Source organism: Collinsella sp. AF02-46-1, from assembly GCF_003465825.1.
Classification (GTDB): Bacteria; Actinomycetota; Coriobacteriia; order Coriobacteriales; family Coriobacteriaceae; genus Collinsella.
The window spans coordinates 50,777-69,367 of the sequence record NZ_QSBV01000014.1; the positions used below are offsets into that span (position 1 = coordinate 50,777).

16 protein-coding genes and 1 pseudogene are annotated in these 18,591 nt (G+C 58.9%); 8 read left to right on the forward strand and 9 right to left on the reverse strand.

Going from position 1 to position 18,591, the window contains the following annotated elements:
• Window positions 1-184: 184 nt before the first annotated feature.
• The 3 genes from DWV20_RS07085 to DWV20_RS07095 all read right to left on the reverse strand — a co-directional run bounded on the left by DWV20_RS07085 (window position 185) and on the right by DWV20_RS07095 (window position 3,454).
• Window positions 185-541 (reverse strand): Hpt domain-containing protein, encoded by a 357-nt coding sequence (locus tag DWV20_RS07085; protein ID WP_117758380.1) that lies wholly within the window; start codon window positions 539-541, stop codon window positions 185-187.
• A gap of 23 nt (window positions 542-564) precedes the next feature.
• Window positions 565-2,445: a diguanylate cyclase gene (locus tag DWV20_RS07090; protein WP_117758379.1), complete on the reverse strand. Its 1,881-nt coding sequence runs from the start codon at window positions 2,443-2,445 to the stop codon at window positions 565-567.
• A gap of 211 nt (window positions 2,446-2,656) precedes the next feature.
• Window positions 2,657-3,454 carry an alpha/beta fold hydrolase gene (locus DWV20_RS07095; protein ID WP_117758378.1) on the reverse strand — a complete coding sequence of 266 codons (798 nt, stop codon included), beginning with the start codon at window positions 3,452-3,454 and terminating at the stop codon, window positions 2,657-2,659.
• A gap of 225 nt (window positions 3,455-3,679) precedes the next feature.
• Here DWV20_RS07095 and DWV20_RS07100 point away from each other — a divergent pair, with 225 nt between their 5' ends.
• The 3 genes from DWV20_RS07100 to DWV20_RS07110 all read left to right on the forward strand — a co-directional run bounded on the left by DWV20_RS07100 (window position 3,680) and on the right by DWV20_RS07110 (window position 6,507).
• A complete protein-coding gene (locus DWV20_RS07100; protein WP_117584148.1) occupies window positions 3,680-4,456 on the forward strand; it encodes a radical SAM protein in 777 nt (258 codons plus the stop codon).
• A gap of 92 nt (window positions 4,457-4,548) precedes the next feature.
• A complete protein-coding gene (gene map, locus DWV20_RS07105) occupies window positions 4,549-5,436 on the forward strand; it encodes a type I methionyl aminopeptidase (protein WP_118237083.1) in 888 nt (295 codons plus the stop codon).
• Window positions 5,437-5,571: 135 nt separating this feature from the next.
• A complete protein-coding gene (locus DWV20_RS07110; RefSeq protein WP_118237085.1) occupies window positions 5,572-6,507 on the forward strand; it encodes a D-2-hydroxyacid dehydrogenase in 936 nt (311 codons plus the stop codon).
• Window positions 6,508-6,741: 234 nt separating this feature from the next.
• On the opposite strand, the gene DWV20_RS07115 is transcribed toward DWV20_RS07110, so the two are convergent.
• From DWV20_RS07115 to DWV20_RS07125, 3 genes are all read right to left on the reverse strand, one after another.
• Window positions 6,742-7,236 (reverse strand): PIN domain-containing protein, encoded by a 495-nt coding sequence (locus DWV20_RS07115; protein ID WP_118237087.1) that lies wholly within the window; start codon window positions 7,234-7,236, stop codon window positions 6,742-6,744.
• The gene (locus DWV20_RS07120; protein WP_117584152.1) at window positions 7,229-7,609 is read right to left on the reverse strand and encodes a translation repressor RelB; all 381 of its coding nucleotides are present in this window, start codon (window positions 7,607-7,609) and stop codon (window positions 7,229-7,231) included. The genes DWV20_RS07115 and DWV20_RS07120 overlap by 8 nt, the downstream gene beginning before the upstream one ends.
• A gap of 214 nt (window positions 7,610-7,823) precedes the next feature.
• Window positions 7,824-9,209: a M18 family aminopeptidase gene (locus tag DWV20_RS07125; protein WP_195535549.1), complete on the reverse strand. Its 1,386-nt coding sequence runs from the start codon at window positions 9,207-9,209 to the stop codon at window positions 7,824-7,826.
• 161 nt (window positions 9,210-9,370) lie between these two features.
• Between DWV20_RS07125 and DWV20_RS07130 the strand changes: the two genes are divergently transcribed.
• The 4 genes from DWV20_RS07130 to DWV20_RS07145 all read left to right on the forward strand — a co-directional run bounded on the left by DWV20_RS07130 (window position 9,371) and on the right by DWV20_RS07145 (window position 13,768).
• On the forward strand, window positions 9,371-10,456 hold the full coding sequence (locus DWV20_RS07130; protein WP_118256679.1) for a carcinine hydrolase/isopenicillin-N N-acyltransferase family protein: 1,086 nt from the start codon (window positions 9,371-9,373) through the stop codon (window positions 10,454-10,456).
• A gap of 140 nt (window positions 10,457-10,596) precedes the next feature.
• Entirely contained in the window at window positions 10,597-11,676 is a 1,080-nt protein-coding gene (locus DWV20_RS07135) for a 6-phosphofructokinase (protein ID WP_118256680.1), read from the forward strand.
• Window positions 11,677-12,068: 392 nt separating this feature from the next.
• Complete coding sequence (locus DWV20_RS07140) at window positions 12,069-12,998, forward strand: helix-turn-helix transcriptional regulator (RefSeq protein WP_118237091.1); 930 nt, start codon at window positions 12,069-12,071, stop codon at window positions 12,996-12,998.
• 449 nt (window positions 12,999-13,447) lie between these two features.
• Window positions 13,448-13,768 (forward strand): multidrug transporter, encoded by a 321-nt coding sequence (locus tag DWV20_RS07145; RefSeq protein WP_118237093.1) that lies wholly within the window; start codon window positions 13,448-13,450, stop codon window positions 13,766-13,768.
• Between the two features lie 116 nt (window positions 13,769-13,884).
• Here the strand turns inward: DWV20_RS07145 and DWV20_RS07150 are convergent, their stop codons facing one another.
• Complete coding sequence (locus tag DWV20_RS07150) at window positions 13,885-16,650, reverse strand: FtsX-like permease family protein (RefSeq protein ID WP_233539794.1); 2,766 nt, start codon at window positions 16,648-16,650, stop codon at window positions 13,885-13,887.
• Window positions 16,651-16,655: 5 nt separating this feature from the next.
• Entirely contained in the window at window positions 16,656-17,357 is a 702-nt protein-coding gene (locus tag DWV20_RS07155; RefSeq protein ID WP_117790890.1) for an ABC transporter ATP-binding protein, read from the reverse strand.
• A gap of 109 nt (window positions 17,358-17,466) precedes the next feature.
• Between DWV20_RS07155 and DWV20_RS10195 the strand changes: the two are divergent.
• Window positions 17,467-17,607 (forward strand): annotated as a pseudogene (locus DWV20_RS10195) (hypothetical protein); the annotation flags it as partial.
• 162 nt (window positions 17,608-17,769) lie between these two features.
• Here the strand turns inward: DWV20_RS10195 and DWV20_RS07165 are convergent.
• Window positions 17,770-18,444 (reverse strand): TIGR00266 family protein, encoded by a 675-nt coding sequence (locus DWV20_RS07165; protein ID WP_117629922.1) that lies wholly within the window; start codon window positions 18,442-18,444, stop codon window positions 17,770-17,772.
• Between the last annotated feature and the right edge of the window lie 147 nt (window positions 18,445-18,591).

The following is an 18,591-nucleotide window of genomic DNA, read 5'->3' on the forward strand; positions in this document are numbered from 1 at the left end:
CAACGATATGGATTGCATGCGGAAAGCCCCGCCAGTGCGCATAGGCCATTCACCAATCAGAAGGGGTGAGAGTGGATTTTTGGACACGTATCGAACGAGAGTGGATAATCTCCCACTTTGAGGTCGCCACCGGGCCTAAAACGGGAGATTATCCACTCTCATAGCCATCAAAGCTCGCGAGCTCTTACTCGGCCACCTCGCGCAGGGCCGACATCGTAGCCGCATATTGCTGCTGCAACGCATGCATTCCCGCGCGAGCGCCGTCAACGGCATCGGCGCCGCGCAGCGCCTCGGTCACCACGACCGCCGGCTCGTACAGATTATCGAATCCCAGGTTCTGGCTCACGCCCTTGAGCGTGTGAGCTGCCATAAACGCTTCCTTGGCGTCTCCTGCCGCCATGGCGGCCTCCAGCTTGTCCATGCTCTCGTCATCCAAAAACTTGAGGGCAAAGCGGGCAAGCATCTCCTCGCCCATCAGCCGAGTGCAAGCGTCATCATAATTGGCGCCGATCTTCTCATACGCTTCACGCATGGAAATCATGGATTCAAACTCCTTTGGTCAAACTAAATCGTAGGAAGCGCAACGACCTCGGCAGGGCGCGCCAATGTTTCGGCAATACGGTCTTGCACCTCGAGCAGACAGTCGAGCAGCAGCGGGTTAAAGGTGCCGCACTTACCGTCCAGGATCATCTGGATCGCCTCCTCGTGCGGGATGGCATCCTTGTACACGCGCACGCTCGTCAGCGCATCGTATACGTCGGCCACCGAAACCACCTGTGCGGCGATGGGGATATCGTCGCCCTTAAGGCCATCGGGATAACCCTTGCCGTCCCAGCGCTCGTGGTGCCAACGCGCAATCTGGTACGCATATTCCATAAGCGCATTACCGGCGTGATGGCTACCCAGCTCAAGCAGCATGTCGGCGCCGATCGTGGTATGCGTCTTCATAATCTCGAACTCATCGGGCGTAAGGCGTCCGGGCTTGTTGAGGATCGCATCGTCAATCGACATCTTGCCGATATCGTGCAGCGCCGAAGCCAGGGCGATCGTGGAGCGTTCCTCATTGTCGAGGGAGATCGTGCCGCTACGCTGGACCAGATAGCCAAGCAGCAGCTCGGTCAGCTTTTCGATGTTCGTAACGTGCCTGCCGCTCTCGCCGTTGCGAAGCTCCATGACGCCGGCCATGATGTCGATGAGCATGCGACTGTTCTTGACGCGCTCGTTGTACTGTTGGGACAGCAGGTTCGTCAGGCGGCGCTGTTTGGCGTACAGGCGGATGGTGTTGCTTACGCGGCGGCGCACGACACGGGAGTCAAACGGGCGGTTGATATAGTCCGAGGCGCCCAGCTCGTACGCGCGCAGAACCGCATCATCGGAATCTTCGCTCGAAATCATGATGACAGGCAGATTATCGATACCCGATCGGCGCGACAGATCGGCCAGCACCTCAAAGCCGCTTATGCCCGGCATCACAATGTCCAACAGCACGAGCGACAACTCATCGCCATAGCGGTCGACCATGTCGAGCGCCGCACGACCGTTATCGGCCTCGAGGATGCAATGCTCGTCCTTGAGCATCTCGCTGAGAATGGCTCGGTTCATCTCGGAGTCATCGGCGATAAGCACCAAAGGCTTTTCGCTTTGGAAGGCCTCGATGGAATCGGCATCGGTCACGACCGTACCGGCTTTCGCCTTAGCGCGGCTCAGTAACTGAGCAGCGCGGCCAACGCCCTCATCGACCGTCTCGCCATGAATGCGAACGCCACCAACACATGCCGTCAAGCTCACGTACTCATGGCCCGGAATAATCGTGGAATGAACGGCATCGGACACCTGATGCAGGCGACGGGTGAAGTCATCGGAGGGAATATTGGGCATGACAACCACAAACTTGTCGCAGCCATAGCGCACAAGCTCGTCAGTCGAACGAATTCCGCTGCGTATGGCTGTCGCCACAGCACCGAGCGCAAGGTCGCCGGCATGACGGCCACACGTATCGTTGAAGGCCCTAAAATCATCAACGTCGATCATCGCAACGCCGGCATTCATGCGGGCGCTGCGAAGCTTTTCCTCGTAATATCGGCGATTGCGCACGCTCGTCAGCACGTCGGTGTAGACAAGGTCCTCTTCCGCGGCCTCTTGCTCATCAATCGGACGCACCATCAGCAAGACGTGAGGCTCGCCCTCGACCTTCAGAGGGCGTAGACGGGCGCGGTACTCAGTGCCATCATTGAGCAGTTGCTCCGACACCTCATCGGAGTCTGCCAAAGCCTCAAGACTCGACTGACGCAGACAAGGGCAGCGATCGCCGGCGAGCAAGCAGTTAGGCTCGCTCTTAATCTGATCGGCCGACAGCAAACGCACCACGGGGTAGTTCTTCGCGACACGGGCGACCTCAGCGGCAGCCTCCTCGTCGGTTAGATTGACCTCGTGATTATTGAGCATATGGGGCCCTTTCGATAGTTTCGCATGGTAGCGGTGGGTTCCAAATGCTACAAGGGTAACACCTTGTCGATGCAGGTAAGTACGTGAATGCTGTTACATTTTTATGAGTTGGCAGGCGGCGCGATTGAAGTCGCAGACGTGAGGTTTTGAGCACATTTGTTAACACGGCCGAAACGTTTGCGGGTGAAGCCTGCTTTGGCCATTGCGGGTGTTAGAGCCCCAGGATGCCACGGACAGCCCGGGCAGCCGCTGCCGGGCGATCGCGCAGACCGTTATGCGCGCCCGGGATCGTCACGAGAGGGCAATCGAGATATTCGGCAGCCGCTCGCGTGCCAGCCTCGCGGGGCGTGCCAATCGAGAGCTCGCCCAGGAGCACGGCGGCCACCGTTTTTGACGCGCGAACGCTATCCCAATCGGGAACGCAGGTCATAGTAATCCCGTATTCATTGGCCATGAAGCAACGACCATTGCGCAGGGCATGTTTGGCTTCCGCTTCGGTCGTTCCAGGAGCCTCGGGGTCCAAGTCGCCGAGGGCTCCCAAGAAAAGCCGGAGCGCCCTTGAAACCTTTCCAGCCGCAATCATATCGAGCAAAACCGGGGCTGCGCCCATGCCGACGCCTTCGGCCGACACAGCCGGCTCATGCAGAATCGCACGGGCGACGAGATGGGGTTCGGTACGAAGAAGCTCCAGCGCCACCAACGTACCGGCGCTGTGCGCAAGCACATTTGTCGGAGCGCCAACGTGTTCGATCACGGCTTGCAGATCGGCGGCCTGAGCGGCAAGATCATAGCTGCCGTCTGCCGCATCGCTGCTGCCACCACAGCCGCGGCGGTCGTAGGCAATTACGCGGTAGTTGCGACTGAGCTCACAAGCGATGCCGTCGAAAAATGTGCCGTCGACACAAGCGCCGTGCACGCACACCAAGGCAGGAGCATCAGGCGACACATCCGGGTCGGCATATTCGCGACAGGCAATCGTGGTGCCCGCATTCTCGACCGTAAAATCCATGTTGTGCCCCCATCATCAATGCTCATCCAGTTGCACGTCAGCACGGTTGGATGGACCCGCATTGCTTTACACCTTGTTAACAGATTAACTTTACCCGACCCGAGGCTTTTCATGGCACGGCATCATGAGCGACGTGAAAAAACGAAACTTGTAAAGCAAGAGCCCACACCTTGCTTTGGAGCCGATGCTATGCTTAGGCACAATTGTCTTGAGGAGCATATGCCTATGTCTACGTTTTTGAATGCCAGCCCCATCTTTGGGCCCGTTCGCAGCCGTCGCCTTGGTCTCTCGCTCGGCGTCAACATGATGCCGGCCAGCGGCAAAATCTGCACGTTCGACTGCATCTACTGCGAGAACGGCCTCAACGCCGAGCGCCCCTGCCATGAGCCGTATAACACGGCTGCCGTGGTACTCGAAGCGCTCGAGGCAAAGCTGCGCGAGATGGCAGCCGAGGGCGAGCTCCCCGATGTAATCACCTTCGCAGGCAACGGCGAGCCCACCGCCGCACCGGAGTTTCCACGGGCCATCGCCGGCGCCGTCGCACTGCGCGACGAGCTTGCCCCAAACTCCAAGATCGCCGTGCTCTCCAACGGCACACGCGCCGACCGCCCCGAGGTGCACGACGCGCTCATGATGGTCGACGACAACATTCTTAAGCTCGATACCGTCGACCCGGCGTTTATCCAGCTGCTCGACCAGCCTGTTGGCCCCTACAACGTCGAACACCAGATCGAGACGTTCGCAAGCTTTGACGGTCACGTTATTATCCAGACGATCTTTTTGACCGGCGAGTATCAGGGCAAGCTCATCGACAATACCGGCGAGGAGTATGTTGCCCCCTGGCTCGCGGCGCTTGAGCGCATTCGTCCGCAGGAGGCGACCATCTACACGGTCGCGCGCGAGACACCAGTCGCCGGCCTTGCCAAAGCAGCGCCCGAGGTGCTCGACGCCATTGCCGCGCGCGTGCGCGCCCTCGGTATTCCCTGCCAGGTGAGCTACTAGCGCGGCCGCCCGCCAGCAGCTAAATTAGCCCCATCCCAAATGAGCTGGTCTGCGGGTGGGCTATACTAGCTGCGAATGAAAGGAAGTTAGCCATGTTTGACAATGGACCCGTGCCCGGCCGCAACGACGCCTGCTGGTGCGGCAGCGGCAAAAAATATAAGAAATGCCATAGCGCCTTTGATGAGCGCCTCGAGCGCTTGTGGGAAGAGGGCTGGGAGGTTCTGCCCCGCACGCTCTACAAGACACCCGCCGACATCGAGGGCATCAAGCGCTCGGCCGCCATCAACGTGGGCGTGCTCGACTACGTAGGCGAGCACATCGCCGCGGGCATGACCACCAACCAGATCGACCAGATGATCTACGACTACACCATCGATCACGATGGCACGCCGGCTGACCTCAACTATGAGGGCTACCCCAAGAGCGTGTGCACCTCGATCAACGACGTGGTCTGTCACGGCATCCCCTGCGATACGGACGTGCTGCACGAGGGCGACATCATCAACGTCGATTGTTCCACGATCTTGGACGGCTACTTTAGCGATTCGAGCCGCATGTTCTGCATCGGCAAGGTCTCTGCCGAGCGCCAGCGTCTGGTCGACGTCACTCGCGCCAGCGTGGAAGCGGGTCTAGCCGCCGTCAAGCCATGGCTACCGCTGTCCGTGATGGCCGAGGCCGTGCAAAAGACGGTCGAGGACGCCGGTTTTAGCGTGGTGCGCGAGTACGGCGGACACGGCATTGGCAAGGAGTTCCACGAGGACCCGTTTGTAGGCTTTACCACCGAGGCGCCCGATGTGGACACCATCATGGCTCCGGGCATGGTCTTTACCATCGAGCCCATGGTCAATGCCGGAGCGCCCGACATCAAGATTAGCAAGGGTGACGGTTGGTGCGTGCGCACCAAGGACGGCAGCGATTCGGCCCAGTGCGAGGTACAGCTCGTAGTGACCGAGGACGGCTACGAGCTGCTGAGCTGGTAGCCGCACGGACGCCGGGCGCTCATGGACTTATAAACCGTCCATGAGCGCCCGGCGCTTTATTTAAGCGTTTTGCCTGATAAAACCTGCCAAAATAAACCTGTCCCTTTTTGGCAGGTCAAGCGGAGAGGACTGCTTGTGAACATCCTGGTTTTGTTGCCCGTCAACGACCGCCATCGCGCAATTCTTGAGTCGAGCGCTCCGGGCGAGAACTTTATCTATACGAGCGCCGACGCCATCACGCATGAACAAGTCGCCAACGCCGACGTGATCTTGGGCAACATAGACCCTGCCCTGCTTACCGCATGCGAGCACCTCCAGCTACTGCAGCTGCAGACCGCGGGCTATGACGACTACCTTGCTGCCGGCACCGTGCCGGCTGACGCCAAGCTGTCTTGCTCGGTGGGCGCCTACGGCCAGGCCGTGAGCGAGCACATGTTTGCCATGGTGCTGTCAATGATGAAGCGCCTGCCCGGCTACCAGGACCTGCAGCGCGAACATCGCTGGGAGGACTTGGGCCCGGTCACCTCGCTCAAAAATGCCAACGTGCTGGTGCTGGGCGCGGGCGATATCGGCGGCCACTTTGCCACGCTCTGCCGCAGCATGGGTGCGCACGTCCGCGGCATCAAGCGCCATCCGCTCGTCTATCCCATTGTGTTTGAGGACATGGACGGCATGGATGCCCTGTCCGAGCGCCTAGCCGAGGCCGACATCGTCGCATCCTTTATGCCCAGCACACCCGAGACCCGCGGCCTGGCGAACGCCGAGTTCTTCGCCGCGATGAAACCGGGCACCTTCTTTGCCAACGGCGGCCGCGGCGATCTTGTGGTCGCCGACGACTTGGTTGCCGCCCTGGAGTCGGGACATCTCGCCGGCGCCGCGGTCGACGTCACCGACCCCGAGCCGCTGCCTGAGACAAGCCCACTGTGGGATGCACCCAACATGCTCATCACGCCGCACGTCTCCGGTTGGTTCCACCTGGCAGCCACACTTAACAACGTGGTCGACATCGCCGCCAAGAATCTGCGTCACCTGCAGGCCGGCGAGACCCTGCGCTGCTGGATCGAGCACTGATTTGTTCCGGCGTTTTACCAAACGCCGGAACCCCTCGACGCTGCGAGCCCGCCGTTTGGCCAATCTGCCGTTCAATTTCAAAGGCGCGACCAGAAGGTCAGCGCCTTTTCATTTCACGGCACCTTGGCTCAAACGGCGGGCTCTCGCTGACTTTTGTTCAACCTGCGGCGCTTTGCTGGCGCGGCCCTACCTGTGGACTCTCGCTGACCATTATTCGACCAGAGGGGTCTAGCGCTATTTAAGCGTTGTTAGATAGTTTCTTGCGTTTTCGACGTTCATTGCTGCGACGGGCGCATGCGAAGAGAGCTTGACATCGTTGGTGACCAGGAGATCTGCCTTTGCGCGTATCGCTGCCGCAATGATTAAATCGTCTTCGTAATCGCTATGGAGCTCACGCTGCCTGCTCGCCATCCATATATCGCTCAGGTCACAGGGCACTGGCGTGGCAAGCTGCGACAGCACGCTAAGACAATCCCATGCAAGCGAAGTCGCTACCGTAGCGGCATACTGGGAAAGCGAACCATGCTCGCGCCGATACCATGCCTTATGTTCGCTTGAAATCAAATAAAACAGGTCTTTGGACGATGTCGCCGCGTACAGCAAATCAACCTGCGCCGTGCATGCATCGCGTAAAAACTCAATCGCCACCGAACGACCACGTCGTGAGGGAATGAAGTAATCGAGCCACACGTTGGTGTCAACCAAGATGCGCTTTGGAGTCTCACTCATAGAGCCAGCTCATCTCCTCGCCATAGCGATCCGCATAGGCATTCCGTTTGAGCTCTTCGTCGTCCGATGGCTGAGCCTTGACCATATCGATTCCCGACTCACAGCAAGCGGCAGCGAACAGCTTCGACCCCTGATCCATGAGCTCGAGCTTACGTTTGGCGGCCTTTTCGCGCTCGCGCTGTTCCGCCCGGGCACGACTGGGCAGCAGGATATCCTCGAGCGCACCGGGGCGATCGGCCAGCGACGCTGCAAGCTGCCAGAGCGCTCGCACCGCTTGGCTCGGCGTCATACCGGCCTTGGAGAGAGCGGCGTCCCCACTCCTTTTAAGATCGGCATCGAGACGTACGTTGATCTGAGCGGCTGTTGTGGTCATAACCCCTCCTTAATACTTCAAAACTATCATAAAACTCTATGGTAGATACGTAAAGCATGTATAGCATTTATAAGCATTAGCCGTACTCTGTACACAAAAAGCCGCCGAGGCACACTGCACCTCGGCGGCTACGCATCACCAATCCAGTTCGGTTTCACCCTTTGCATTCGCCCAGATAAAACCTGCCAAAATTAACATCCCTTTTTGGCAGGTTTTAGAGCTCCACACTTTCGGCGCCGTTGATGGTTAGGTTGCGCTCGTAGAAGGCGGTGAGGGCGCGGATAGCGTACATCACGTCGCGCACGCCGCCGGTCTCGTAGCTCGAGTGCATGGCAAGCTGCGGCAGGCCCACGTCCACGGCATGCATGCTCGCCTGCATATTGGACAGATTGCCCAGGGTAGAACCGCCGGCCATATCGCTCTTGTTGGCAAAGGCCTGCGTGGGCACGTCGGCGTCATCGCAAATGGCCTGGAACACCGCGCGGCTAAAGGCGTCGGTGCAGTAGTGCTGGTTGGCGGCCTCCTTGATGACGATGCCGCCGTTGAGTACCACCTGATTGCGGGCATCGCACTTCTCGGCATGGTTGGGGTGCACGGCATGTGCATTGTCGCAGCTTACAAGCATCGAGGCGGCAAGTGCGCGGTGGTACGACTCGTCGTCAAAGCCCAACGATCCGTTGATGCGGCGCAGCGCGTCGGCCAAGAACGTCGACATGGCGCCCTGCTTGGTCTCGGAGCCAACCTCCTCATTATCAAAGCAGCAGAAGACCGAAACGTCGTGCGCGTTCTCGGCACCCAAAAATGCCTGCAGTGAGGTGTAGGCGCAGGCCAGGTCGTCGAGCTTGGGCGTCGAGATGAACTCGTCGGCCCAGCCCCAAATGCGCGCATCCTGACGATTGACCAGGAACAGATCGCGGCCCAGGATCTGCTCGGGCTCAACGTCCAGTTCGTCAGCGATCAGGGCGTCAAAATCTCCCTGCTTAAGGTCACCGGCGCTGATGAGCGGGCACAGATCAATGGCTCGGTTGGGAGCAAAGTCCTCGTTAACGCCGCGGTTCATGTGGATGGCAAGGCTCGGGATAATAGCGACCTCGCGCTCGGTGGCAAGCAGGCGGCTCTCAATACGGTCGCCCTCGCGCACCAGCACGCGTCCGGCCAGCGCGAGCGGACGATCAAACCAGGTGTAGTCGATCATGCCGCCGTAAGCCTCGGTGTTCAGGCGCAGCGTTTCGCCCGCGCCGTCAAGCTCGGGCACGGCCTTGACCTTAAACGTCGGCGAATCGCTGTGCGACGCCGTGAGCTGAAAATGATAGTCGCCGGCAACGCCGTCCTCGCCCCACGTAGCAGCCAGGTCCTCGCCCACCTTAAAGGCAACAACGCTCGAGGTATTGCGCTGCGTGTAATAACGCCCGCCCGGCTCGATATCCCACGCCGCGTTCTCGGGCAGGTAGGTAAAGCCTGCCTCGTCGAGCTCGGCCATAATGGTCGCCGCCGTATGGAACATGCTGGGGCACGCCTCGATAAAGTCGATAAGGTCGTTAGCGGCCTCGATATCATCGGCCGTCACATGCGCGCGCTCGGGCGTTTCCTGATCCGTCATGCTCTCCCCTTTCACTGGGTTGATGGTTCCCTCCAGCATACCCCGCCGCGCCAGTGCCGTGCCTTTCATTCCATGTTTAATCCCGCGCCGCTCGCCAAGTTGAGCCATCATGCCCGCACTCCTTTTGCGACAATTACGCTAACAGGACGAAAGGAGCCGTCATGAAGCCACGTAACATTGCCATCGCCTGCGGTGTCGCGGGAGTCGCCGTCGGCCTTGCCGCTGCCACCGGCATCGTTTATCACAAACAAATCAAGTCCGCCGCGTCACTCAAACGCTTGACCGGCTACGCGGATGGCTATGACCTGTACGCAATCGACATTGCCTACGACTACGATCTTGATTGCATCATCGCCGCTGGCGTGCGCGACGACCAGGCCTACATCGATGCCGTGGTGGCGCAGGTGCTGCCCGGTGTGCCGGCACATGTCCAGGCGCCCCAGTTTGCCTGCAGCGCTTTTGTCGCCGTAGATGCCGAAGGCCGCGTGCGCACCGGTCGCAATTACGACTTTAAGGACGACACCTCAGCGCTGCTGGTGCGTAATCACCCGTGCGACGGCTATGCCTCCATCGGGTTTGCCGCCCTTAACAACCTGGGCGATAACACTCCGCTTGACTCCGTCGGCGGACGCGCTGCGGCGTTGATGGGCCCGTTTGCCCAGCTCGACGGTGTTAACGAGTGCGGCGTGTCCATTGCCGTACTCACCCTGGATTCCAAGCCCTGTGACCAGGACACGCAACGCCCCGTCATCAATACCTCGCTCGCCATCCGTCTGGTGCTCGACCGTGCCACCACCACGCAAGAAGCTGTCGACCTGCTTTCCGCCTACGACATGCACGCCATGGCAGGACGCGATTACCACTTCTTTATCAACGACGCCGCCGGTGACGCGCGCGTAGTAGAGTGGGATCCGCGCGATCCGGACCGCGCTTTCAAAGCGACTCCTGTACGCCAGGTTACGAACTTCTACGCCTGCTATGGCGACGAAGTGCTGCCCAACCAAAAGAATGGCGAGCTGGGCCATGGTAAAGAGCGCGCTGTCGCAATCGCCGATGTCCTCGACGCCCATGCCGGCGCCCAAGACGAGGCAGTCGCTTGGAAGGCCCTACGCGCTGCAGCGCAAGAGCCCAATCCGGAAGACATCACCAGCAACACGCAGTGGTCGGTCGTCTTTGACAACACCGAGCCCGCTGCCGCCATCACGCTGCGCCGCCATTGGGGCGACGTCGACGCCTTCGCGCTGTAAGGAGCCAGGCCCGTCGTCCTTACGCTCGCCTGACGCTGCTTACATTTCTATACATTTGAGCTAACACGTTTTACCCCTGTATCAACAGTGTGCGGGGGTAAACTTATGCGCATGTTATAACTTGCCCGGAAGGATTCATCATGCTCAGGATCGGTCTTCTTACTAGTGGCGGCGACTGCCAGGCGCTCAACGCCACCATGCGCGGCATTGTCAAAACGCTCATGACCAATAGCGAAGAGCCTATCGAGATCTACGGTTTCGAGGACGGCTACCAGGGCCTTATCTACAGCAGGTTCCGCGTCATGACGCCCGCCGATTTTAGCGGCATCCTCACCCGCGGCGGCACCATCCTGGGCACGAGCCGTACGCCGTTCAAGCGCCTGGATACTCCCGAGGCCGACGGCGTCGAGAAGGTGCCCGCGATGGTCCACACTTATCACAAGTTGCAGCTCGACTGCCTGTTTATACTGGGCGGCAACGGCTCCACCAAGACCGCCAACCGCCTGCGCGAAGAGGGCCTCAACGTTATCGCCCTGCCCAAGACCATCGATAACGACACCTGGGGCACCGAGTTGACGTTTGGCTTTACGAGCGCCATCGACGTCGCCACCAAGTGCATCGACGACATTCACACCACCGCTTCGAGCCACGGCCGCGTGTTCGTCATCGAGATCATGGGCCACAAGGTTGGCTGGATCCCGCTGTACGCCGGCGTCGCGGGCGGCGCGGATGTCATCCTGATTCCCGAGATTCCCTACGACATGGATAACGTCATCAAGACCATTGAACATCGCATGGAGACCGGCAGCCGCTTTACCATCGTGGCCGTCGCCGAGGGCGCTATCTCCAAGGAGGACGCGGCGCTGTCCAAGAAGGAATACAAGAAGAAGCTTGCCGAGCGCACGAGCCCGTCGATCGTCTACGACATCGCCAAGGAGATTGAGGCCAAGACCGGTCGCGAGACCCGCGTCGCCATCCCCGGCCACACGCAGCGCGGCGGCCAGCCCGATGCCCAGGATCGCATCTTTGCGACCCAGTGCGGCGTCGAGGCCGCGCTTGGCTGCCTGCGCGGCGAGTTTGGCTACATGATTGCCCTGCGTGACGGCAAGATGTGCCACATGCCGCTCGAGGAGGTCGCCGGCAAGCTCAAATATGTCGACCCCCAGAGCGATCTGGTGCGCGAGGCCAAGGCGTTGGGCATCAGCTTCGGCGACGAATAGCCTCGGCTGGAACTGCTCTCATCGGAGGCCCCAGGGCTTTCCTCCCAAATCGTCCTCGGACATGTCAGGACCCCGCTGCGCGCTTCGCGCGGCGGGGTCCTTCCGTCCTGCGGAAAGATTTGGGAGGAAAGCCCTGGGGCCTCCTGCGGTAACTAGGGAGGCCGAGGCTATTCGTCTTCTTGCTGCAAGTGCGTGGGCTGAGATTTTGGGATGTTGCAGGCTCTTAGCTGAGAGTAGCACTGACATTTGTCCTAAAATGGCTGGTCGCTAGGGGTTGCTACCGGTAGTTGCGGTAGGGTTGGGGCAGATTCTAACTAGAAATGGTGGTCGCTACCGGTTGTTCTCGGCATACTCGGCTCATTCGATTCGACCATCAAACGAAAGGAACCACCATGGATCTTGCGATGGCACAGCGCCTCGTCGATCGCCGTAAAGCTGCCGGGCTTTCTCAGGAGGCGCTTGCTGCCCAGCTGGGCGTAAGCCGCCAGGCTGTTAGTAAATGGGAGCGCAGCGAGTCCTCACCCGATACCGATAACCTTATTGCGCTCGCCTCGCTGTATGGCGTGTCGCTGGATGAGCTGCTGTATGGGGTGGCGGTGGCTAGCGCTGATGACTCACAGGCTGATGATGAGGCACAGGACAGCAACGCCGGCACCAAAGCTTCAGATGAGGCTGAGGATTCTGCCGAGCACGCCGATTGCGGCGACAAACCACTTGTCGATATTTCCCTCGCGCGCGGTATCCACGTCATTGATCCCAATAAAGGCGAGGAAGTCCATGTTGGCTGGAGCGGCATCCATGTGACCAACGAGCGCAAGGGCGAAGAGGTGCATGTGGGGCCGGGCGGCGTGCATATCGATACGCTTGAGGACGATGGACATAGCGTGCGTACCAATGACAACGGCACCGTCACCATCGATGGCGAGACGTTTTCCAGCTGGAAGGAAGCACACGACAAGCTCGACCATCATGGTAGGCATTTCCACACCAAGGTCGGACGTGCATGGAACAAATTCCCCTTCCCCGCACTTGTCACTCTTGCCTATCTGGTGCTTGGCATTGTCTACGGCACATGGGGCATGGGGCTCTTCCTCGTCTTTTTGGTTCCCGTCTACTACGCGATTGGTGACTTCATCGATCGACGCCACCTGTCTAAGCTGATCGAGGTCATCTACCCGGCAGCCGCCATCGCTTGGTTCCTCTACATGTGGCTCTGTTTGGGACAGCCCCATCCCGCATGGATCATCCTCATCACGACTCCCATCGTAAAGGCGCTCATGCGCTGGTGTCGCAAACAATGGAAGTGCCGCAAGCAGGCCTAAACCGCCCCAACCAGCCAGCGCCACTCATCCGACACCGCCCGCCCCTTTCAAGTTGCGGTGATATAGGGACTGTTTTGAGGCTCCAAAGCGCCAAACAGTCCCTATATCACCGCAACTTACAAACAACTGGGTCAGTTCCGGCACGGAGATTAGCATTGAACTGACCGCACACCAAGAAAAGGGCCCATTTACTACGTTTAACTCGAGAAGGCCGACCATACCCGCCTTTTCCGATAATTGGCAAGCCCTCTACCTGCGGTTTTAATTTCATAATCTTTGTCATGGTCGAGGGTGTGGTAGCAAACGTAATAGATAGGCCCATTTTATGACATACGACCCATTCAAGCTCAATCTCGAAGGCTAAAGAGAGCCTCTCATCCACGCCTGTGAGCGAAAACCAAATAGAATGAAAGGCAAATGGAAAAGCCCGTTTAACGAGCGGAGGACATATGCGCGACGTAGCCGAAAGCGACTGGAAGCTGTTTAAGAAAATGCTTCCTCAATGGCAAGAACGTTATATGGAAAAGCTCATCGGCCAGTATGTTGAGATACTGAACGGCGACAGTGAAGCGTCCAGTAGATTTTGGGCACTAGAAGAGCACCTCAATAGAGACAAGCTGTCCTCAGGCGTAATTGCAAACGACATTCGCCGCAGCACAATGCACCGCGAGATAGCCAATTTGCTTATCGACAGCGTGATCACCCTTGACGACCTTGACGGTTTTACCGAGGACATTAAGAGCTATGCGCAACACTGGATTGGCCAGTAAGAGCACTGAACGACAGACATCCCCGGCAAAACGGGGCAAACGCCGGGCCACCTAATGGTTGTCCGGCGTTTGCCCAGATAAAACCTGCCAAAATAAACTTGTCCCTTTTTGGCAGGTCACTCGGCACTCTTGAGGGCGCCGACCATGTCGATCTTATTGAGGGTGCGATTGGTAGCGAGGTTGACGATAAACGTAAAGGCAAAGGAAAGCACTACGGCGAGCACATAACTCAGCGGCTCGACCTCAACGTCAAAGTAGAGCGACGGCATCTGCAGAATGTACGTAAAGCTCTCGGCCAGCAGGCTACCCAGCGGCACGCCCAACGCGGCGCCAATCGCCGTGAGGATTAACGTCTCCTTGTTGACGTAGTGGTGCACCTCGCCGCGACGGAAGCCCAGCACCTTGATAGTCGCCAGCTCGCGCTCGCGCTCCGAGATGTTGGTGTTAGACAACGTAAATACCACCACAAACGACAGGCACGCCGCCATAAAGGTCACAAGCACCACGACCGAATTGATAATCGTAAAGTTTGCCTCATAGTTTTCCCAATGCTCGGCGGTACTCGACAGCGCAATCCAACCATCGCTCTTAAGACGGTCGGTAAACGCAATCTGATCGGCCGACGAACCCTTAAGCAGCGCAAGGATGCCGTTAAGGCGCGCGCTTCGACCGAACGCGCGCTCATAGGTGCCCTGCGTCATGTAAAGCGTATTGCCCAGATAGTTGAGCGAGATGTCGCTGACTTTGACCTTGGCAACATTGAGCGACGAATCCTGGACGTGAGCCGTGTCACCCGGCTTGATCCCCAGCACCAGCTGAGAGCTCTTGCTCAAATACACATCCCCGTCACGCAGGGCGAGCGGTTCTTTGGACTCATCCTCCAGGCGCACGTAATCGCCCAAGTCACCCGTGCGGTCGTCGGGAATCACGATGAGCTGCACGGTCTCGCTCTTACCGCCAAATGTAAAGGTGACGTTGTCTGTCATAATTGGCAGCGTCGAAGTCACGGTCACGTTGGAATCCTTGGCTGCACTGCGTTCATCCAGTGCTGCGCACGTCTGCGAAAAATCGTCGGGGTTGGCGACCGCCAGCAAGTCGTAGCGCGTGATGTGCCCGTACTGCTTGGGCGACAGCGCGACCGACGTATCGCGGATACCCATACCGCAGATCACGAGCGCCGTGCATCCCGCAATGCCAAAGATGGTCATAAAGGCGCGCTTTTTGTAGCGGAACAGGTTGCGTGCAGCGACCTTGTTCAAAAAGCCCATGCGGTGCCAGATAAAGCCGATGCGCTCGAGCAGAATGCGCGAACCGGCGCGCGGAGCCTTGGGGCGCATGAGCGAGGCAGGGGTCTCGGCCATCTCGTGGCGGCAGGCGATAATCGTGGCTCCCACCACGCCCACGGCAAACAGCGCCACCGAAACGATCGAGGACACGATGTCGTACGAAAGTAGCATCTGGGGCAGCGAGTACATGTCGTCGAACACCGTAAACAAGAACAGCGGCAGACCCACAAATCCGATGATATTGCCGAGCACGCCACCGATCAGACACGCCCACAGCGAGTAGTCCACATATTTGGACAGGATACGCCCGCGTGAATAGCCGAGCGCCTTGTACAGGCCAATTAGTGTGCGCTCCTCCTCGACCATGCGGGTGGCGGTGGTGAGGCTGATAAGCACGGCGACGATAAAGAAGATGAACGGGAACACCGTGGCGATGGCCTCGATCGAAGAACTATCGCTCTCGACGCTCGAGTAGCTTGCGATATTGCCGCGGTCCTGGATGTACCAGGTGCATTCGCCTAGGTCAGAGAGCTCGGCGCGGGCATCGGCAAACTGCTGGTCGGCGGCGGCGCGGCGCTGGTCCAGGTCGGCTTGCGCCTGCGCACGCTCGTCGCTGCCCTCGGCCATGCGATTGATGTTGTCCTGCTCGATCCCAAAGAGCATGGCGGCCTGACGCTCGGCCGTATCCAAGCTTGTCGGCGTGTCAACCGTCAACTCCTGGACGCGCACCTTCTCACGCTCCTCGCGGATCTTCTCGATATTGCCTTTGACCTCGTTGATCTTTGTCGTGTAGGCATCCGAATAGGAGTTGAGGCTCTTGGCTCCCTCGACGACCACGTGGACCGCGGAGTAGGAAGAAGATGTCGCAGCATCCTCGCTCACATAGAACTTATAGTCCGCCGCCGAAGCAGCGCGAAAGGCGTTGACTGTCGAGTCGGAGCTCACGTCGGTAGGATCGAGGACCTCGGCCGTAATGGTGTACTCGCCCGCGGCAAACTGATCCTTGGCGCTTTGGTTCGACGAGCTCGCGTCATTGGCGGCAAAACTCACCGTATCGCCGAGCTTTTTGCCCGAAGCCTTCAGGAACTTCGAAGTTACCGCGACCTCATCGGCGCCCTCGGGCAAATCGCCGTTCACGAGCACTGGCTGATCGATGTTCTCCTTGGAGAGACTTTGCACGACCACGCGCTCGCGCGTTGTGCCCACGGCGGTGTAGGCGGTCTCGGTGTAGATACCCTCGGCCGTCTCGACGCCGTCGACCTCTTGAATGGCCGCAAGATCGTCACGCGTAAGACCATAGGTCGACTGCACATTAATGTCATAGACATTCTGCTGGTCAAAATAGGCGTCAACCGAATCGCACAGGTCCTCGCAGCCCGCCTTAAGACCGCACATCACACTCACGCCGAGCGCGGTGATGACCACGATGGACAAGAAGCGCTTAAGACTGCCTCGGATTGTGCGGTAGATGCCACGGCGAAACACCGCCGGCACCATATCGTTTGAGCTTTGGGCAGTGCGGTAGGTCGTAAAATCCTGCTCTCGCTCCGTGTTCTGCGCGTCGCGGCGTTGGCTGTTTTGGCGGTCCTGATTCATGGGCGCTACCACTCGATCGTCTCGATCGGCACGGGATTTTGCTGGACCGTCTCGCTCTCCACGCGGCCGTTCTTAAAGCGGATCAGGCGATCGGCCATGGGCGCCAGCGCGGAGTTGTGGGTGATGATAATGACCGTGATGCCTTGCTTGCGACAGGTGTCCTGCAGCAGCTGCAAGATCTGCTTGCCGGTTTTGTAGTCGAGGGCGCCCGTGGGCTCGTCGCATAGAAGCAGCTTGGGGTTTTTGGCCAGCGCGCGGGCAATGGACACACGCTGCTGCTCGCCGCCCGATAGCTGCGCGGGGAAGTTAGCAAGGCGGTCGCCCAGGCCAACCTGGCAAAGCGTTTGCTCGGCATCGAGCGAATCGGGGCAGATTTGCGCCGCAAGCTCAACATTTTCGAGCGCCGTCAGGTTGGGGACCAGATTGTAGAACTGGAAGACAAAGCCGACGTCGGCGCGGCGGTATTCCACGAGCTGCGCCTCGTTAGCGGAGCTCACATCGCGCCCGTCCACCGTCACGGTGCCGGAAGTCGCCGTATCCATGCCACCCAGAATGTTGAGCGCCGTGGTTTTACCGGCGCCCGAAGCGCCCAAGATAATGGCAAGCTCGCCACGCTCAACGGTAAAGCTCGCGCCGTCGAGCGCGTGAATGCGGGCATCGCCCTCGCCGTATGCTTTGATGACGTCTTTAAATTCGATATAGGCCATCGATCGGTTCCCATCTGGTCGGATAACTCTTTAGTATTACCCATTTCGCACCTATCAAAAAGAGACAGGTTTATTTTGGCAGGTTTTATATGGGGAAACGTACCTCTTTGGGGGCAGCGCGGGACGCGCAGGGGCGGCCGTGCAGATCGGCACAGCCGTCTCACGTGGAATCGACCGACGCCTGCCTTTCCGTGACACCGGCAACTCGTTTTTGCTTGTTGGCATGGCCGCCATTATGCCTTGGGACTGAGCACTCAAATTCTCACTCCTCATTGCCACGCTTGCCGCAAGCTATCAGGGTGACGAGATGACAACGCTCGCTGTAGCAGCGCAGCCACACTCTATAAGCGAGGCGTTTGCCAGCAAAAAAGCGCGCGACAGGGTAAGCCCGCCGCGCGCTATCCTATGCGGACTAGTTATTGTTGTTGGTCATCGAGGCCACTGCTGCCGCAAGATTGGAAATGGGCATCGTCTGCAACCAGATGCGACCGGGACCGGTGAGCACGGTGTTGAACACGCCCTCGCCACCAAACATGATGTTTTTGACGCCCTTGACCATTTGAGCGTCGATGCTCACGGTCTCCTCAAAGCCGGCCACGTTGCCGGTATCCACAATCATCTGCTGGCCAGCAGCGAGCTCGTACTCAACCAGGTCGCCGTCGATCTCGGCAAAAGCAACACCCGAGCCCGTGAGCTTCTGCATGATAAAGCCCTCGCCGCCAAAGACGCCGGCCTTTGCCTTCTTGTTAAAGTGAATGCTCAACTCGACGCCACTTTCCGCGGCAAGGAACGAACGCTTCTGCAAAATCCAGCTCTTGCCCGGACCGATCTCGATTGGCACGATGCGGCCGGGGAAGCAGGAGCCAAACGCGATCATGCCATCGCCACGCGCGGTCCAAATGTTTTGGAACAATGCCTCACCCGAAAAAGCCTTGGAGAACATCTTGCCGATGCCACCGCCCGAGGTAGACATTTCCATGTTGGGGGTCATCCAAGCCATGGCGCCGCTTTCGGTGATCATGGATTCGCCATCGCTAAGGTTGCATGTAACAACCGGGAAAGCCCCTCCGCCGATCTCGTACTGCATGACCGTCTCCTTTCCACTCAGGAGCCGAATAACGATGCCTATATTTTAGCAGGTAGAGATGCATATGTTCACACCGCCCATGCCCTCTCCTGCGGACGTTTCCCCAGACCTTGATTATCGACTTTATCCGAACACCTCCCACATTCA

Excerpts from the sequence above, each read along its gene's own strand:
- DWV20_RS07085 (WP_117758380.1), bottom strand. The coding sequence starts at position 541 with ATGATTTCCATGCGTGAAGCGTATGAGAAGATCGGCGCCAATTATGAT.
- DWV20_RS07090 (WP_117758379.1), bottom strand. The coding sequence starts at position 2,445 with ATGCTCAATAATCACGAGGTCAATCTAACCGACGAGGAGGCTGCCGCT.
- DWV20_RS07095 (WP_117758378.1), bottom strand. The coding sequence starts at position 3,454 with ATGGATTTTACGGTCGAGAATGCGGGCACCACGATTGCCTGTCGCGAA.
- DWV20_RS07100 (WP_117584148.1), top strand. The coding sequence starts at position 3,680 with ATGTCTACGTTTTTGAATGCCAGCCCCATCTTTGGGCCCGTTCGCAGC.
- map (WP_118237083.1), top strand. The coding sequence starts at position 4,549 with ATGTTTGACAATGGACCCGTGCCCGGCCGCAACGACGCCTGCTGGTGC.
- DWV20_RS07115 (WP_118237087.1), bottom strand. The coding sequence starts at position 7,236 with ATGAGTGAGACTCCAAAGCGCATCTTGGTTGACACCAACGTGTGGCTC.
- DWV20_RS07120 (WP_117584152.1), bottom strand. The coding sequence starts at position 7,609 with ATGACCACAACAGCCGCTCAGATCAACGTACGTCTCGATGCCGATCTT.
- DWV20_RS07125 (WP_195535549.1), bottom strand. The coding sequence starts at position 9,209 with ATGACGGATCAGGAAACGCCCGAGCGCGCGCATGTGACGGCCGATGAT.
- DWV20_RS07130 (WP_118256679.1), top strand. The coding sequence starts at position 9,371 with ATGAAGCCACGTAACATTGCCATCGCCTGCGGTGTCGCGGGAGTCGCC.
- DWV20_RS07135 (WP_118256680.1), top strand. The coding sequence starts at position 10,597 with ATGCTCAGGATCGGTCTTCTTACTAGTGGCGGCGACTGCCAGGCGCTC.
- DWV20_RS07140 (WP_118237091.1), top strand. The coding sequence starts at position 12,069 with ATGGATCTTGCGATGGCACAGCGCCTCGTCGATCGCCGTAAAGCTGCC.
- DWV20_RS07145 (WP_118237093.1), top strand. The coding sequence starts at position 13,448 with ATGCGCGACGTAGCCGAAAGCGACTGGAAGCTGTTTAAGAAAATGCTT.
- DWV20_RS07150 (WP_233539794.1), bottom strand. The coding sequence starts at position 16,650 with ATGAATCAGGACCGCCAAAACAGCCAACGCCGCGACGCGCAGAACACG.
- DWV20_RS07155 (WP_117790890.1), bottom strand. The coding sequence starts at position 17,357 with ATGGCCTATATCGAATTTAAAGACGTCATCAAAGCATACGGCGAGGGC.
- DWV20_RS07165 (WP_117629922.1), bottom strand. The coding sequence starts at position 18,444 with ATGCAGTACGAGATCGGCGGAGGGGCTTTCCCGGTTGTTACATGCAAC.